This is a genomic window from Pseudoduganella flava (assembly GCF_007830495.1).
Taxonomy (GTDB): domain Bacteria; phylum Pseudomonadota; class Gammaproteobacteria; order Burkholderiales; family Burkholderiaceae_D; genus Rugamonas; species Rugamonas flava.
Window position 1 is genome coordinate 702,100 of sequence record NZ_VLKW01000001.1, and the last position, 14,559, is coordinate 716,658.

At 67.6% G+C, this 14,559-nt stretch carries 14 protein-coding genes; 3 read left to right on the top strand and 11 right to left on the bottom strand.

Going from position 1 to position 14,559, the window contains the following annotated elements; translation table 11 throughout:
• Positions 1-40: 40 nt before the first annotated feature.
• From IP92_RS03050 to IP92_RS03100, 11 genes are all read right to left on the bottom strand, one after another.
• Positions 41-1,345: a tetratricopeptide repeat protein gene (locus IP92_RS03050; protein WP_145873019.1), complete on the bottom strand. Its 1,305-nt coding sequence runs from the start codon at positions 1,343-1,345 to the stop codon at positions 41-43.
• A 113-nt stretch (positions 1,346-1,458) separates the two neighbouring features.
• Positions 1,459-2,478, bottom strand: coding sequence for an ABC transporter ATP-binding protein (locus IP92_RS03055; RefSeq protein ID WP_145873020.1), 1,020 nt, complete (start codon positions 2,476-2,478; stop codon positions 1,459-1,461).
• Positions 2,478-3,791: an MFS transporter gene (locus IP92_RS03060; RefSeq protein WP_145873021.1), complete on the bottom strand. Its 1,314-nt coding sequence runs from the start codon at positions 3,789-3,791 to the stop codon at positions 2,478-2,480. Before IP92_RS03060 ends, IP92_RS03055 begins: the two co-directional genes overlap by 1 nt.
• Positions 3,792-3,810: 19 nt before the next feature.
• The gene (locus tag IP92_RS03065) at positions 3,811-4,614 is read right to left on the bottom strand and encodes a carbohydrate ABC transporter permease (RefSeq protein WP_145873022.1); all 804 of its coding nucleotides are present in this window, start codon (positions 4,612-4,614) and stop codon (positions 3,811-3,813) included.
• An 11-nt stretch (positions 4,615-4,625) separates the two neighbouring features.
• Positions 4,626-5,483, bottom strand: a complete 858-nt coding sequence (locus tag IP92_RS03070; protein ID WP_145873023.1) for a carbohydrate ABC transporter permease — start codon at positions 5,481-5,483, stop codon at positions 4,626-4,628.
• A complete protein-coding gene (locus IP92_RS03075) occupies positions 5,480-6,853 on the bottom strand; it encodes an ABC transporter substrate-binding protein (RefSeq protein ID WP_145873024.1) in 1,374 nt (457 codons plus the stop codon). Before IP92_RS03075 ends, IP92_RS03070 begins: the two co-directional genes overlap by 4 nt.
• A 6-nt stretch (positions 6,854-6,859) precedes the next feature.
• A complete protein-coding gene (locus IP92_RS03080; RefSeq protein WP_145873025.1) occupies positions 6,860-7,873 on the bottom strand; it encodes an SIS domain-containing protein in 1,014 nt (337 codons plus the stop codon).
• Entirely contained in the window at positions 7,863-8,990 is a 1,128-nt protein-coding gene (gene nagA, locus IP92_RS03085) for an N-acetylglucosamine-6-phosphate deacetylase (RefSeq protein ID WP_145873026.1), read from the bottom strand. Before nagA ends, IP92_RS03080 begins: the two co-directional genes overlap by 11 nt.
• Positions 8,987-9,664 carry a GntR family transcriptional regulator gene (locus IP92_RS03090; RefSeq protein ID WP_145873304.1) on the bottom strand — a complete coding sequence of 226 codons (678 nt, stop codon included), beginning with the start codon at positions 9,662-9,664 and terminating at the stop codon, positions 8,987-8,989. Before IP92_RS03090 ends, nagA begins: the two co-directional genes overlap by 4 nt.
• Positions 9,665-9,732: 68 nt before the next feature.
• Positions 9,733-10,620 (bottom strand): glucosamine kinase nucleotide-binding domain-containing protein, encoded by an 888-nt coding sequence (locus IP92_RS03095; protein ID WP_145873027.1) that lies wholly within the window; start codon positions 10,618-10,620, stop codon positions 9,733-9,735.
• 345 nt (positions 10,621-10,965) lie between these two features.
• The gene (locus IP92_RS03100; protein ID WP_145873028.1) at positions 10,966-12,069 is read right to left on the bottom strand and encodes a head GIN domain-containing protein; all 1,104 of its coding nucleotides are present in this window, start codon (positions 12,067-12,069) and stop codon (positions 10,966-10,968) included.
• A 235-nt stretch (positions 12,070-12,304) separates the two neighbouring features.
• Here IP92_RS03100 and IP92_RS03105 point away from each other — a divergent pair, with 235 nt between their 5' ends.
• The 3 genes from IP92_RS03105 to IP92_RS03115 are packed head-to-tail and all read left to right on the top strand — an operon-like array spanning position 12,305 to position 14,558.
• Positions 12,305-12,490 carry a hypothetical protein gene (locus IP92_RS03105; RefSeq protein WP_145873029.1) on the top strand — a complete coding sequence of 62 codons (186 nt, stop codon included), beginning with the start codon at positions 12,305-12,307 and terminating at the stop codon, positions 12,488-12,490.
• Positions 12,472-12,987 (top strand): hypothetical protein, encoded by a 516-nt coding sequence (locus IP92_RS03110; RefSeq protein ID WP_145873030.1) that lies wholly within the window; start codon positions 12,472-12,474, stop codon positions 12,985-12,987. Before IP92_RS03105 ends, IP92_RS03110 begins: the two co-directional genes overlap by 19 nt.
• Before the next feature lie 17 nt (positions 12,988-13,004).
• Entirely contained in the window at positions 13,005-14,558 is a 1,554-nt protein-coding gene (locus tag IP92_RS03115; protein WP_145873031.1) for an ExeA family protein, read from the top strand.
• Position 14,559 lies beyond the last annotated feature (1 nt).

Below are 14,559 nucleotides of genomic sequence, written 5' to 3' on the forward strand. Positions count from 1 at the left end.
CCGGCCGTTCCCGCTTTCGTGCGCATCACTGCGGACGGTGTTACTGCGCGGCCTGCGCCGGGGCGCTGCCGCCGGCCGGACGGTTGATCCACATGATCCAGTAACGTGCCAGGTCGCCGCGGCCGTCGCTGCCGGTCACGGTTTGCAGCGTCTTGACCGCTTCGTCCTTGCGGCCGGCCAGCGCCAGCGAGTAGCCCAGGCGCAGCTTCGCGTCTTCCGTGTTCTGCAGGCCGCCCTTGCTGATGCCTTCCTGGATCAGGGTGATGCCCTTGTCGTACTGGCCCAGCGTGACGTACGCGTAGCCCAGGTTGATCAGGCCCGTGCCGTTCTTCGACTTGCGTGCCGAAGCTTCGCCGCTGCCGATGTTCTTCATGTCGTCGGCGGCCTGCTTGTCGGCCTGCGCGCGCAGCTTCTTGTGCTCGCCCGCTTTCGTGCCGGTGCCCAGCACGCCGTTCGAGAAGCCGGCGTCCAGCGCCTGCTTCGCTTCGATCGGCTGGCCGGCCAGCAGCGCCAGTTCGGCCAGTGCCGTGTACTCTTCAGCCGACATCTTCGACACGGCCACCTTTTCCAGCCGCAGCACGTCCAGTGCGAAGCGGTTCGAGTACGTGGACTTGCCCTGGGTGCGGGAGAGCAGGTCCAGCCAGTAGTCGTCGTTCGGGTAGTAGCGCACCAGGTTTTCCAGCGCCATCAGGTAGGTGGCCTGGTCCTTCGTCTTCGCGCCCGTGTTGGCGAGCAGTTGCAGCTCTTCCAGCTTCGGCGTGGTGCCGGCCTTCTGCGCCGCTTCCAGGTCCTTCAGCAGCTCGGTCTTCGCGGTGGCGAAGTCGTTGCTGAAGTAGTAGGCGCGGATGATGTACTGGCGTACCTTGGTGTCGCCCGTCTCCGTCTGGTAGCGGTTGAACCAGGTGATCGCCTTGGCGTAGTCCTTGTTGTTGTAGTACTGGTTGGCCAGCGCCTGGATGAAGTCGCGCTGTTCGTTCGGCTGCAGCTTGCCCGAATTGATCACGGCTTCCAGCGCGGTGGTCATCGTGGCGTTGTCGTTCGTCGCGGAAGCGACGGCGATGCGCATGCGGTTCAGCACGAACTCTTCGTACGGGGTCTTGTTCGGCAGTGCATCCGCCTGGGCCAGGCGGCTCTTCACTTCGGCGTAGTTCTTGGCGTCCATCAGCGGCTTGATCTGGGCCGGATCGACCAGCTTGAAGATCTCAGGACGCACGACGTCCTTGGGTGCCTCGGCCTGGGCAGCGGGCTTGTCTTGAGCGTATGCCGCGCCGGTCAGCGCGGTAGCGGCGTTCAGGCCGATGGCAGCCAGCAGGAGGCTGATGCGGGCGAGACGGAACTGGGACATGATGAAAAAATCCTTCAATCAAGGGACAAACGATGATTGTCCCACAAAATTTATGGGGAGCGGGTTTCAACCTATGCAATTGTACCGTCTAGTCATGTACGACGGCATAGATATTATTGCAACCGTATTCCGTCCTGGGCAAACAGCAGGCAGCGCTCCGGCGGCAGGTGCAGCGTGACGGCGGCGCCGGCCTGCAGCGGCGGCGCTTCCGCCGCCTGTTTGAAGGCCACCTGGGTCCCCGCCACGCTGGCATGGACGATCGTCTGGTCGCCCAGGTATTCGACGTGGCTGACGGTGGCCGCCACGCCGCCACTTTCGCCTGCCGTTGCAAGCCGCACGTACTCGGGGCGGATGCCGAGCGTGACGCCCGGTTCGCGGTCGCGCAGGCCGGCCACTTCGGCCGGCAGGAGGTTCATTTTCGGCGCGCCGAGGAAGCCCGCGACGAACAGGTTGGCCGGATCGTCATACAACTGGCGCGGCGTGCCGACCTGCTCGATCCGCCCGCCGTTGAATACGACAATCCGTTCGCCCAGGGTCATCGCCTCGACCTGGTCGTGCGTCACGTAGATCATCGTCGTCTTCAGTTCCTGGTGCAGGCGGGCGATTTCCAGGCGCATCTGGCCGCGCAGCCCCGCGTCCAGGTTCGACAGCGGCTCGTCGAACAGGAACAGCTTCGGCTTGCGCACGATCGCGCGGCCGATCGCCACGCGCTGGCGCTGGCCGCCGGACAGCTCCTTCGGCCGGCGCTCCAGCAAGGGGCGTATCTGCAGCACGTCCGCCGCGCGCTCGACGGCGGCGCGGATCTCGGCCGCCTTGTGCCCGGCCAGCTTCAACGCGAACGCCATGTTCTCGTACACCGTCATGTGCGGGTACAGCGCATACGATTGGAACACCATCGCCAGCTGGCGCTGAGCCGGCGGGATGGCGTTGGCCAGCTTGCCGTCCAGGTGCAGCTCGCCGGCGCTGATGTCTTCCAGGCCGGCGATCATCCGCAGGAGCGTCGACTTGCCGCAGCCGGAAGGGCCGACGAAGACGACGAATTCGCCGTCGCGGATATCGAGGTCGATGCCGTGGATGACGGTGTGGCGGGTGTCGTAGCGCTTGACGACGTTCTTCAGGCTGACGGCCGCCATCAGTGCGCCGCCGCCTGCTGCGGTTCGGCCGCCGGCGCTTCCTTGTCTTCGGCCACGCGCGAATCCATCGGGATGAATTGCGACAGCACGGCGACGGGGATTGCCGCCAGCAGCACCCACAGGAAGAAGTGCTGGTAGCCCAGCGCCTTCTGGATATCGCCGCTGAGCCATTTGAACAGCACGAAGCCCAGTTGCATGATGCCGGTCGAGAAGGCGTAGTGCGCCGTCGTGTAGCGGCCCGGCGCCACCACCTGCATCATGTACAGGATGATGCCGACGAAGCCGAAGCCGTAGCCGAACATCTCCGTCGACAGCGCCGCGCCGATGATCAACAGGTCGTGCGGGTGCCACGTGGACAGGAACCAGAACACGAGGTTCGGCAGGTTCACCGCGAGGATCAGCGGCAGGATCGCCCGGCGCAGCCCCAGCCAGGACGTGAAGTAGCCGCCGGCGATCGAGCCGACGATGAAGGCAACCGTGCCGGAGGTGCCGTAGACGATGCCCACCTGGTCCGTCGTCAGCCCCAGGCCGCCCTGTTCGAGCGAGTCGCGCAGGAACAGCGGGCCGATCGTCTGCACCTGCGCCTCGCCGGCGCGGAACAGGATGATGAACAGGATCGACACCCAGATGCCCGGCTTGTTGACGTAATCGATGATCACTTCCTTCAGAGTGCGGGCGATGCCGGCGGCCGTGTGGTCCGCGCCGCCGGCGTTGCGGGCGGGCGGCAGCGTCCAGCCGTGGTACAGGCCCAGCGAGATCATCGTCGCGGCCAGGATGCCGAAGATGACGGTCCATGCGGTGGTGACGCCGTAGCTCTTTTCCAGCTGGCCGGCCAGGATCACGAGGCCGCCCAGCGAGATGAAGCGGCCGGCGTTGAAGAACGTGCCCGTCCAGCCGGCATACTGGGCCTGCTGCTTCTTCGACAGGCTGGCGATGTACAGGCCGTCGCAGGCGATGTCGTGGGTTGCGGAGCTGATCGCCACGAGCCCCAGCATCGCGACGCTGGCGGCCAGCCAGGAGGGAAGGTGCAGCGCCAGCGCGACGAGGCCGAGGCAGGCGCCGCCCAGCAGCTGGAACGTGACGACGACGGCCTTCTTGCTGGGCGCCAGTTCCAGGAAGGGGCTCCACAGCGGCTTGAAGACCCAGGCCGCGCCGATGTAGGCGGTCCAGTGGGCGATGTCCTCGTTCGCCACGCCCAGGCTCTTGAACATCAGCCCGGCGATCAGCGCCACCGCGAAATACGGCAGGCCCTGGGCCAGGTACAGCGTGGGCACCCAGAACGGCGGGCTCTTTCCTTGCGTGGCGTTGTCCATCGTCTCTCCTGTTTTTTGATTATTTCACCGCGCCGTCCATGCCGCGCATGAAGTAGCGCTGGGCAAAGAGGAAGGCCGCCAACGTCGGCACGATCGTGATGATCGTGCCGGCGGCGATCACGCGGGTGCTGCTGCCGAACGTGCCGCGCAGGTACAGCACGCCGACGGACAGCGGAAACTCGTCCGGTTTGCTCATCACGATCGACGGCCAGATGTATTCGTTCCATGCCTCGACAAACGTGAGGATGCCGACGGTGGCAAGCCAAGGCGCGATCAGCGGCAGCATGATGCGCGTGAAGATCGTCCAGTCGGAGGCCCCGTCGACGCGCGCGGCATCGATCAGGTCCTGCGGCACTTCCTCGAACGCCTGTTTGAGCAGCAGGATCGCGACGGCCGTGACGACGTTCGGCAGGATCACGCCCGTGTACGTATCGACCAACGACAGCTTCGTCACGGTGATGAAATTGACGAGGAAGTTCACTTCGGACGGCAGCACGAGCGTGGCGAGGATGATGCCGAACACCAGCTTGCGGCCCCTGAAATGCATGCGTGCCAGCGGGTACGCGGCCAGCGAACAGAGGACGAGCTTCCACAGCACCGTGCAGGCGGCGATGACGACGGAATTCCTGAAGAAGTCCCACAGCGGGATCACGCGCACCACTTCCGCGAAGTTCGCCAGCGACGGTTCCTTCGGCCAGAACGTGGGCGGGAACGCGAACACATTGCCCTGCGTGGACAGCGCCGTGACGAGCGTCCACCAGAACGGGAACACGCAGAGAAGGGCGATGGCGCCGAGCAGCAGGTAGTGGCCGAGCTTTTTCATCGGTGCTGGTCTCAACGGCGGGGGCGCAGGTAGCGCAGGCAGGCCAGCGCGATGCCGATGCACAGCAGCGACACGATGAAGCTGGCGGCCAGCGCGCGCGGCAGCTTCAGGTGCTTCAGGCCCTGGTCGTACGCGTAGTACAGTGCCGTGAACGTGGAATTCATCGGGCCGCCCTGCGTCAGCACGTCGACCTCCTGGTAAGCCTTCAGCGCCGCCAGCACGGACAGGATCGAGCAGACGGCGATCGTCGGTCGCAGCGCCGGCACGGTGATCTTCCAGAAGCGCTGCCAGCGGTTGGCGCCGTCGAGGATCGCCGCTTCCTGCATGTCCGCCGGTACGGCCTGCAGCGCCGCCAGGTACATCACCATGTACCAGCCAAGGCCCCGCCACATCGTGACGAACATGATCGCGAACAGCGCGATGCGCTCGTCCGACAGCCAGCCGACTGGCGCATCGACGAGGCGCAGCACCGTCAACGCGTAATTGAGGGTGCCCTGTTCGTGGAACATGAAGCCCCACATGATGCCGACGACGGAGACGGTCGTCACCACCGGCACATAGTAGGCCGCGCGGAACAGGCGGATGCCGGGCAGGCGATTGTTGACAAGCACCGCAAGCGTCAACGCGCCGACCTGCACGGCCGGCACCATCAGCAGGAACAGCACGGAGTTGGCGAGGCCGGTGACGAACATCTCGTTGTCGAGGATGTAGCGGAAGTTGTCGAGCCCGACCCAGTGCGTCTCGCGAATCAGGCTGTAGTCGGTGAACGCCAGGTACGAGCCATAGCCGACGGGCCAGAACGAGAACACGGCCAGCAGCACGAGGGCGGGGGCGAGGAATAGCCAAGGGGTGAGCGGGCGGAGCTTCATTGTTGAAGGGCAGTTAGCTCATTTTTCAACCCAAGGCCAAAACTTGGGGTCAGACCCGACGGGTCTGACCCCGGCTCTTTGCCGTTGGTTTTTGCGGATGTCTGCGGCGCCTCCGCAGGGAATTGCTTCGCCAGCTTGCGGTTCCAGATCGCGACAGCGGCGTCCAGCGCTTGCTGGATGTCCTGCCGCCCCGTCACACCCGCCTCGACGGCCTTCACCAGCGACCGGCGCAGTTCGTCGTAGTCGGTCACGCCGGCCACGTACATCGTGCGCGAGTACGGCATCGATACGGCGCCCGCCGCGACGGCTTTTTCGGCGGCGCCGGCGCCCGGCGGTACCGCGAGGAAGAACGGGTCGCGCGACGCTTGGGCGGCGGCGGGGTAGACGCTGGCCTGTTTCGCGAACGCCAGCTGGTTCGCGTCGTTCGTCAGGAAGCGGGCGAACTTGCCCACCTCGGGCAGCAGCGCCTTCGGCACGCCGGCCGGCACGCCGAAGTGGATCAGCCAGCCACCGTCGGCGATCTTCGTCGGCCCCAGCGGCGCGGGCGCGACGTCGGTGACGGCATACACATCCTTGGCATCGAGCTCGATGCGCTTCACGGCCGTTGGCGGTGCCAGCAGCATGCCCAGGCGCCCGCCCTTGTACGCGTCGATCGCGGCGGGGAAGTTATCCTCGGCGAACAGGCTGTCCTTCAGCAGGCCGCCCGCCTTGTACGTATCGGCCAGCTTGCGGATCAGCGCCACGTGGGCAGGGGAGTTGAACACGGCGCGGCCATTGCGGATCACGGGCAGGCCCTGCTGCATCATCAGGCCGTCGATCTTCGCCAGCGCGGGGCACAGGCCCGCCTTGCCGGTGCGCTGGGCGATCTGCCGCGCGAACGCCAGCTGCTCGTCCAGGCTGCGCGGCGCATGGGGGATGCCGGCGGCCTTGAAGATGTCCTTGTTGTAGGCGATGACGGCCACGTTGCTGTACAGGGGGAAGCCGTACGTCTTGCCGCCGAACGTCAGGTCGGCCAGCGCGCTGTCCAGGTAGCGGGGACGGTCGGCGCCCAGCAGCGCGTCGACCGGTTGCAACAGGCCGTCACGGGCGAATTCGTCGGCCCACGGCACGTTCAGGTTGACGAGCGCCGGCGGCGTGCCGGCGACGATGCGCGTGACGAGCTTCGTCTGGATCACGTCCCACGGGAAATCGATCCACTCGACCCGCACGCCCGGGTTGGCGGCTTCGTAGCGCCGCACCACGCCGTCGAAATACGGCGTGAACTTCGGCTTCATGCTGAAGGTCCAGAACTCGAGCTTGACTGGCGCCGCCGCCGCGGCACAGCCGGCCATGACAAAGGCGAGAGCGGGCAGCAGGCGCGCGAGTTTCATCAGGCGTCAGTTGGTCTTCGTGACCTTCGACAGGTGCCGCGGCTTGTCCGGGTCCAGCCCGCGCGCGGCCGACAGCTGCGCGGCCATCACGTAGAACGCCTGGATCGCGGCGATCGGGTCCAGGTCCGGCGTGCTTGCCACCGGCAGCGTCAGGTCGCGCTGCGCCACGTCGTCGGGCGCGGCCAGCAGCACGCGCGCGCCGCGGCCACGCATCTCGTCCGCCAGTGCCAAGAGGCCCGCTTGCGTGGGACCGCGCGTGGCGAAGATCAGCAGCGGATAGCCTTCGTCGATCAGCGCCATCGGGCCGTGCTTGATCTCGGCGCCGGAGAAGGCCTCGGCCTGCAGTGCCGACGTTTCCTTGAACTTCAGCGACGCTTCCAGCGCGACGGGGAAGCTGATGCCGCGGCCGACGACCATGATGTTGCGGGCCGGTGCCAGCACGTCGATCGCCTGCGACCAGTCGGCCTGCGTGGCGGTGCGCAGCGCATCGGGCAACGCTTCCAGGCCGGCCTTCAGTTCCGGGTCGTTCTGCCAGTGCGCGACCATCCGCGCGCCGGCGACGAGCGACGTGATGAAGCTCTTCGTCGCCGCCACGCTCTGCTCCTTGCCGGCGCGCAGCGGCATCGCCCATTCGGCGGCCTGCGCGAGCGGCGAGTCGATGTCGTTGACGAGAGCCACGGTGGTGGCGCCGCCGTCGCGGAAGTAGCGGATCGGCTCGACCACGTCCGGGCTCTGGCCCGATTGCGATACGGCGATCGTCAGCGTGTCGCGCGTGATCAATGGCGACTTGTGCAGCGTAACGAGCGACATCGGCAGCGATGCGACGACGCGCCCCAGCCGGGCCATGATCAGGTAGGCGATGTAGTTCGACGCATGGTCCGAGCTGCCGCGTGCCACGGTCAGCGCGGTGGAGAACGGCGTGCTCGCGAGCTTGCGGCCCAGTTCCGCGTAGCGGTCGGCGTCGTGCGCCAGCTGCTGCGCCACGCAGTCCGGGGCGGACAGGGCTTCGTTAAGCATCATTGAGGTCACAGCGTTCTCCTTCGATGTAGACGGCTTTCAGGTTCAGGTCGCGGTCCAGCACGACGAGGTCGGCCCACGCACCGGTGCGCAGGCGGCCGCGGTCGTCCAGGCCCAGGTAATCGGCGGCGTGCGTGGACACGCGGGCGGATGCATCGGCCAGGTCCAGCCCCAGCCCGACGAGGTTGCGCAGCGCCTGGTCCAGGGTCAGTGTGCTGCCGGCCAGCGTGCCGTCCGGCAGCCGCACGCCGCCCATGCACTTCTGCACCGTGTGCCGGCCCAGCATGTACTCGCCGTCCGGCATGCCGGTGGCGGACGTGGAATCGGTCACGCAGTACAGCCGCGGAATCGCGCGCAGCGCCGCCTTGATGGCGCCGGGATGCACGTGCAGCAGGTCCGGGATCAGCTCCGCGAATTCGGCGTGGGCCAGCGCGGCGCCGACCATGCCGGGCTCGCGGTGGTGCAGGCCGCTCATCGCGTTGAACAGGTGCGTGAAGCCGGCCGCGCCGTGTTCGAGTGCCGTCACGCCGTCCTCGTAGGAGCCCAGCGTGTGGCCGATCTGTACGCGCATGCCTTCGTCGGCCAGCGCCCGCACGAGGCTCAGGTGGCCGGCGATTTCCGGCGCCACCGTGATGACGCGCAGCGGTGCGAGAGCTTCCAGCCGCTGGACTTCGGCGAGCGTGGCGGCGCGCGCGTAGTTCGGCTGCGCCCCCAGCTTGCCGGAATTGATGTACGGGCCTTCCAGGTGCGCACCCAGCACGCGCGCTTCGTTCTTGCCGCGGTGGCGCACGGCGCCGCCGATCGCGGCCAGCGCCTTGTCGATGTCTTCCGGCGGCGCCGTCATCGTCGTGGCCAGGATGCTCGTCGTGCCATGGCGCGCATGGACGGCGGCGATCCGGTGCACGGCATCGCCGCCTTCCATCACGTCGCGGCCCGCGCCGCCGTGCACGTGCAGGTCGATGAAGCCGGGCAGGATGTAGTCCTCGCCGTTGTCCTCGGGCCTGGCGGCGGCGCCGTCGATGGCGGCGATGCGTTCGTCGAACGCGATGGTGCCGGCGATCCAGCCGGCGGGTGTCAGGATGTTGCCCTGGATTTGATGGGCCTTGCTGGCATCGTTCATCGACGCGACTCCGCTACAAATTCGTAATAATCACTGCGGCACCACGAGTGGGTCAGTTCCACCGCGGCACCGCTGTCCAGATAGCTCACGCGCGTGATGTGCAGCATGGCCGTGCCGGGCGCGATATTGGCCAGCCTGGCCTGTTCGGCATCGGCGTTGATCGCCCGGATGTGCTGCAGGGCGCGCATCGGCACCGTGCCGTGCGCTTCCAGGTAACCGTACAGCGAATCGGTGACGCGCTGCGGGTCGGGAATGAAGGTGGCCGGGATCGTCGACGTCTCGATCGCCATCACCACGTCGTCCGCCGTGCGCAGGCGTTTCAGGCGCGCGACCGGCACGTTCGGCGACAGGCCCAGCGACAGCAGCTCCAGCGGCGCGGCGATGCCGATCTCGCGCTGCAGCCAGCGCGAGCCGGCCGTGAAGCCGCGCTGGCGCAGCTCTTCCGAAAAGCTGGTCAGGCGCGACAGCGGCTGCTCCAGCTTCGGCGTGATGTAGGTGCCGGAGCCGCGCCGGCGCGTCAGCATGCCGCGGTCGCACAAGAGGTCGATCGCCTTGCGCGCCGTGACGCGCGAGATGCGCAGCATGTCCGACAGCACGCGCTCGGACGGCAGCGCCTCGTTGGCACGCCAGTCGCCGCTCGCGATCCCGTCCGACAGCCGGTTCGCCAGCTGCATGTACAGCGGCGTGTCGCTCGATGCATCCGGATGAAAATCGCGCAGTTGGGCGAGCACGGCTTGCTCCTTCACGGTTGGTGGGCCAGATGCTGCCGGATCAGCCGCAGCGCGCCGCTGGCGGAGTCGCCGCGCGGCGCCAGGATGCGCTCGCGCAGCGCAGCCGGCAGATACGGGGGCATCACTTCGCCGAGCCCGCCGCACAGCGCGATCGGCAGCATGCCGGTCGGGTCCAGCGCGTCCGCGATCAATGCCACGTGACGGCCCGCGTCCAGCATGATCGCGCGCGCCTTGTCGTCGGTTTCCGCATGGGCCAGCACCTGGCGGGCGATCTGCGCGAACTTGGTCTGCGTGGCGCCGGCCAGCCAGGACTGCACGCTGTCGCGGTCCGTCACACCGCTGCCGCCGCACGCCTTGATGACGGCATCGGCGAACGCGCTGCCGCGCGCGCGGCCGTCGATCACGTGCTGCACGTGGTTGACGGCGGCAAGGCCGATCCATGCGCCGCCCGCTTCGTCGCCGGCAGGGAAGCCCCAGCCGCCCACTTCGCGGCGCGTGCCGTCTGCGTACATGATTTCGCCGACGCTGCCGGTGCCGAGCGCGATGATCGCGCCGGGCCGGCCTTCATGCGCGCCGAGCAGCGTGGTGGACGCATCGGTCTCCAGCGCCACGGCCGCGTAGCCGGGATTGGCGGCGACGAATTGCGCGGCCCACTCCTTGTTGTGCACTCCGGCGAGCCCGAGGCCGATCGCGCACCGGTCACGTGGCGGGACGCCGATCCCTGCATTGCCGCATGCTTGCGCGATCGCCTGGTCGACGGCGGCCCACGCATTGGCGATGCCGTGCATCAGGCCGGAAGGGCCGGCGCCGCCTTCGCCGAGCGGCGTGCCGTCGGAACGTGCGAAGCGCACCCGGGTGCCGGTGCCGCCGCCGTCGACACCGATGTGATATTCGATCATATGAGGAGGTCAGTGTGGAGCCGTGGGCCACTATAGGGGAGAGCAAACCAGCTTGTCAACAGGTATTTAACTGGTATTGTCTAGGTTTTCATTTCAGCTGATTGGATCACGGCTTATGTGCATTTAAATCATTGAAATAAAACGGGAAAGATGGGTTTTGGAATGGTATGGTGTTTGGTATGCGATCGTACCGGTCCGGGTAATACCAGAAAGCACAAAACCGGCCGAGGGCCGGTTTTTTGGAAGTGCGCGTTACCGCTGAGCTTGTGTCACCGGTGCCTGGCAGCCGGGGCATGCCCCGGCAGACACAAGCTCAACCATGTGGAGGCCGCCTGCTTGGCGGCCTTACTGGGCCTCCCGCGTACCGCGCCGGTCGATCGTGACTAGCCGCGCCTGGGTCGCGTCGGCCCGGCCTTGCGCGCCGGCCTTGCCGCGCACGTTGACGGTGGCGGTGCCCGGTCCCCGTACCGAGACGTTCGCGTTGTCCGCCTCGAGCTCGCGGCCGTCGATGCTGCCGGAACCGTTGATCGATGCCTCCAGCATGCCCGTCGTGCCGCTCAGCTGCATGTCGCCGGGGCCGGACAGTTCCACGCGGACGCTCTTCGTCTGCAGGCCGCGCGCTTCCAGGTCGCCCGAGCCGCGCACCTGCGCCTCGAACTTCCGGATCGTGCCGGCGATGCAGCCGTTGCCGGGACCGGTCAGCGTGGCGCTGGCGCTTTCGACGTTCAGTTCGCACGCCTCCAGGTTGCCCGAGCCGGACACCTGGGCGCGCAGCTCGCGGCTGCGTCCCTGCAGCTCGACCCCGCCGGGGCCGGACAGCGTGGCGCTGACCTTCTCGGCATGCAGGTCCTTCACCTCCAGGTCGCCAGATCCCGATACCTCGGCGGTCAGCTCCTGGGTGATGCCGGCCGCGTCGACGTCGCCGGGGCCGCTCATGCGCACGCGCAGCGTGGCCGCGTGCACGCCGCGCACGTCAACGTCGCCCGGGCCGCTGGAGCGCAGCGCGAGCTCGCGCACGTTGCCGTTCACGCGCACGTCGCCCGGACCGCTGACCGTCAGCTGCAGCGCGTCGCCGTGGACCCGCTCGACGCTGACGTCGCCGGGGCCGCTGCTCGTCACGCTTTTCAACAGCGGCGCGCCGATCGTCACCTTGACCGGCTCGCTGCGCTTGCCGAAGCTGAAGTGCCAGCCGTTGCGCTGCTTCTGGCGCACGACGAGCGTGTCGCGTTCGACGAAGGTCTCGATATTGGCCAGCGCGCTGGCGGGCCCGGACAGGCGCAGCGCGCGCGGCGCGTCGGCATCGACCTGCACGTCGAACGGGCCGGCCAGTTCGAGTGCGGTGAAGGCCGCGACGTTGCGTGTTTCGGTGGCGCGTTCGGGCGCGGCGGCGTGGACGGGCAGCGCCAGCAATGCCAGCAGGGACAGGGAGGGCAGGGCGGTTCGTTGCATGGTTGGATAGTCTCGTTGGTTGAAGTCTCGACAATAGGGCAACGTTCTCCCGTGCGCCACCGCGGCGGGATGGAGTGTCGAATCCGGGGTGCAGGCCGCAACCTTGCCGGATGAACTGCACGCAGCCCGTAATCGCGTGATAACTGATTGATTGCTAACGATTTGCGCAAATCAGACGCCAAGGTTTCGGCATCTTGCGGGAGCTGTCATAATGCCTGCCGGAGGAGTGTGGGAAATGATCAAATACATAGGGACCAGGAAAACCGACCAAGGCGGAATGCTCTATGTTTTCCTCATCAACGGGCAGGAGAAGCAGGTGCGCGAGAGCGCGCTGAAGCAGTACCCCGGCTGTTACGAAGCGTTGCCGGAGTCGGCCAAGGCCCGCATCCTCGCGAACCGCAAATGGCTGCAAAAGCTGTAGGAACACCGATCGTCGCACTGCTCTTCGGAGCATGCCTTACCGCACTGAGCGCGCTCGGCGCGGTGAGCGGGACGGCCGCCGCGGCCGTGCCCACGCATTTCGGCGACGTGATGGGCAACGGCCTGCTGTGCCGCGACCAGACGACGAACCGCTACTATTACGACTACATGGTGCGCTGGTTCGGCCAGCCCTACAAGCGCGAGGGCGGGGCCTGGTGGTTCCGCACGCCGCAGGCGAAACTGTGGGGCTTCGACGTCGTCGAGGTGATCGTCAGCGACGAAACGTTCCCGCACCGCTTCGTCGGCGCCGTCACCAACACGACGCCGGAAAAGCTGGCGGCGGCCATCACGCAGCGCGATGGGCTGCGCTATGCGAAAATCACGGGCTCGGCGTTTCCAGTTAGGGAAGCGCCGACGGGCACACGGATCGTGTATGCGGATCGCCGCAGCAAGATCTACTGCGGCAAATTCAAGCCGCTGCCGCCCGCGTTGCGCTGACCGGCCCTTAGGTGTTCATGTACACGCGATTCTTCAACCTCACACACAGCCCGTTCTCCATCGCGCCCGACCCGCGCTACCTGTTCATGAGCGAACGCCATCGCGAGGCGTTGGCCCACCTGCTGTATGGCGTGGGCGGCGGCGGTGGCTTCGTGCTGCTGACGGGCGAGATCGGCGCCGGCAAGACCACCGTCTGCCGCTGCTTCATCGAACAGATTCCCGCCGGCTGCCGGCTGGCCTACATCTTCAATCCGAAGCTCTCCGTGGAAGAGCTGCTGCAGGCCGTGTGCGACGAGTTCCGCATCGCGCTGCCGGAGGGCGCCGTGTCCGTGAAGGGCTATGTCGATGCGCTCAATCGCCACCTGCTGGAGAGCCATGCGCGCGGCGAGAACAATGTGCTCGTCATCGACGAGGCGCAGAACCTGTCCGCCGCCGTGCTGGAGCAACTGCGCTTGCTGACGAACCTGGAGACGAGCGAGCGCAAGCTGCTGCAGATCATCCTGATCGGCCAGCCGGAGCTGCGCGGGATGCTGGCGCAGCCGGAACTCGAGCAGCTGGCGCAGCGCGTGATCGCCCGTTACCACCTCGGCTCGCTGACGGCACCGGAAACGGCGCAATACATCGCCCACCGCCTCGCGGTGGCGGGGTTGACGGGGCCGTCGCCGTTCCCTGACGCGGTGGTCGGCACGATCCACGCGCTGACGCACGGCGTGCCGCGCCGGATCAACCTGTTGTGCGACCGCGCGCTGCTGGGCGCCTATGTCGAGAACCGTGCCCAGGTCACGCGCCGCATCGTGCGCCGCGCCGCCGCCGAGGTGTTCGGCACTGCGCGCCCGGCGATGGCTGCGCGCTGGCCGCTCGTCGCGGGCGGCGTGCTGGCCGGCGCCGTGCTGACGGCCGCCGCCGCATGGCAGCTGGCACCGCACGCTCCCGCCGCGGCACCCGCGGCAGCCAGTGTGCCGGCACGTCCGCAGGCCGCCGCGAAAGGCTGGGACAACACGAATGCCGATGCGGCCGTGCGCCGCCTGGCTGCGCAGTGGGGCGTGACGCCGGAGCAGGGCGACGCGTGCGCCGCTGCGGCGCGCCACAACCTGCGCTGCCTGGCCGCGCGGGGCACGCTAGACGAGCTGCGGCTGCTGGACCGCCCGGCCGTGCTGAAGCTGCGCGACGATCCGGCCGTGCCCACGTACGCCGTGCTGACGGCGCTCGACGACAAGGGCGCGACGCTGGACGTGGGCGGCAAGCGCGAGACAATCGCGCTGACGGCGCTGCACAACCGCTACGACGGCAGCTTCACGACGTTCTGGCGCGCCCCGCCGGACTGGCGCGAGCAGGTGTCGGCGGGCGACCGCGGACCGGAAGTGGATTGGCTGGCGGGCCGGCTCGCGCAATGGCGCGGCGCCGCGCGCCCGGCCGACAACGAGCCGCTGGCCGGTGCCACCCTGGCGCGCTTGCGCGAGTTCCAGGCCGCCCAGCAACTGAAGGCGGACGGCGTGGCCGGCCCGAAAACGTTCATCCGGCTGAGCCGCCTGGGCGGCGTGCGCGAGCCCCGCCTCGGCAAGGAAAACTGAT

Bases quoted from the DNA above. Each gene is read 5' to 3' on its own strand.
- IP92_RS03050 (WP_145873019.1), bottom strand. From the start codon at position 1,345: ATGTCCCAGTTCCGTCTCGCCCGCATCAGCCTCCTGCTGGCTGCCATC.
- IP92_RS03055 (WP_145873020.1), bottom strand. From the start codon at position 2,478: ATGGCGGCCGTCAGCCTGAAGAACGTCGTCAAGCGCTACGACACCCGC.
- IP92_RS03060 (WP_145873021.1), bottom strand. From the start codon at position 3,791: ATGGACAACGCCACGCAAGGAAAGAGCCCGCCGTTCTGGGTGCCCACG.
- IP92_RS03065 (WP_145873022.1), bottom strand. From the start codon at position 4,614: ATGAAAAAGCTCGGCCACTACCTGCTGCTCGGCGCCATCGCCCTTCTC.
- IP92_RS03070 (WP_145873023.1), bottom strand. From the start codon at position 5,483: ATGAAGCTCCGCCCGCTCACCCCTTGGCTATTCCTCGCCCCCGCCCTC.
- IP92_RS03075 (WP_145873024.1), bottom strand. From the start codon at position 6,853: ATGAAACTCGCGCGCCTGCTGCCCGCTCTCGCCTTTGTCATGGCCGGC.
- IP92_RS03080 (WP_145873025.1), bottom strand. From the start codon at position 7,873: ATGATGCTTAACGAAGCCCTGTCCGCCCCGGACTGCGTGGCGCAGCAG.
- nagA (WP_145873026.1), bottom strand. From the start codon at position 8,990: ATGAACGATGCCAGCAAGGCCCATCAAATCCAGGGCAACATCCTGACA.
- IP92_RS03090 (WP_145873304.1), bottom strand. From the start codon at position 9,664: ATGCAGCTGGCGAACCGGCTGTCGGACGGGATCGCGAGCGGCGACTGG.
- IP92_RS03095 (WP_145873027.1), bottom strand. From the start codon at position 10,620: ATGATCGAATATCACATCGGTGTCGACGGCGGCGGCACCGGCACCCGG.
- IP92_RS03100 (WP_145873028.1), bottom strand. From the start codon at position 12,069: ATGCAACGAACCGCCCTGCCCTCCCTGTCCCTGCTGGCATTGCTGGCG.
- IP92_RS03105 (WP_145873029.1), top strand. From the start codon at position 12,305: ATGATCAAATACATAGGGACCAGGAAAACCGACCAAGGCGGAATGCTC.
- IP92_RS03110 (WP_145873030.1), top strand. From the start codon at position 12,472: ATGGCTGCAAAAGCTGTAGGAACACCGATCGTCGCACTGCTCTTCGGA.
- IP92_RS03115 (WP_145873031.1), top strand. From the start codon at position 13,005: ATGTACACGCGATTCTTCAACCTCACACACAGCCCGTTCTCCATCGCG.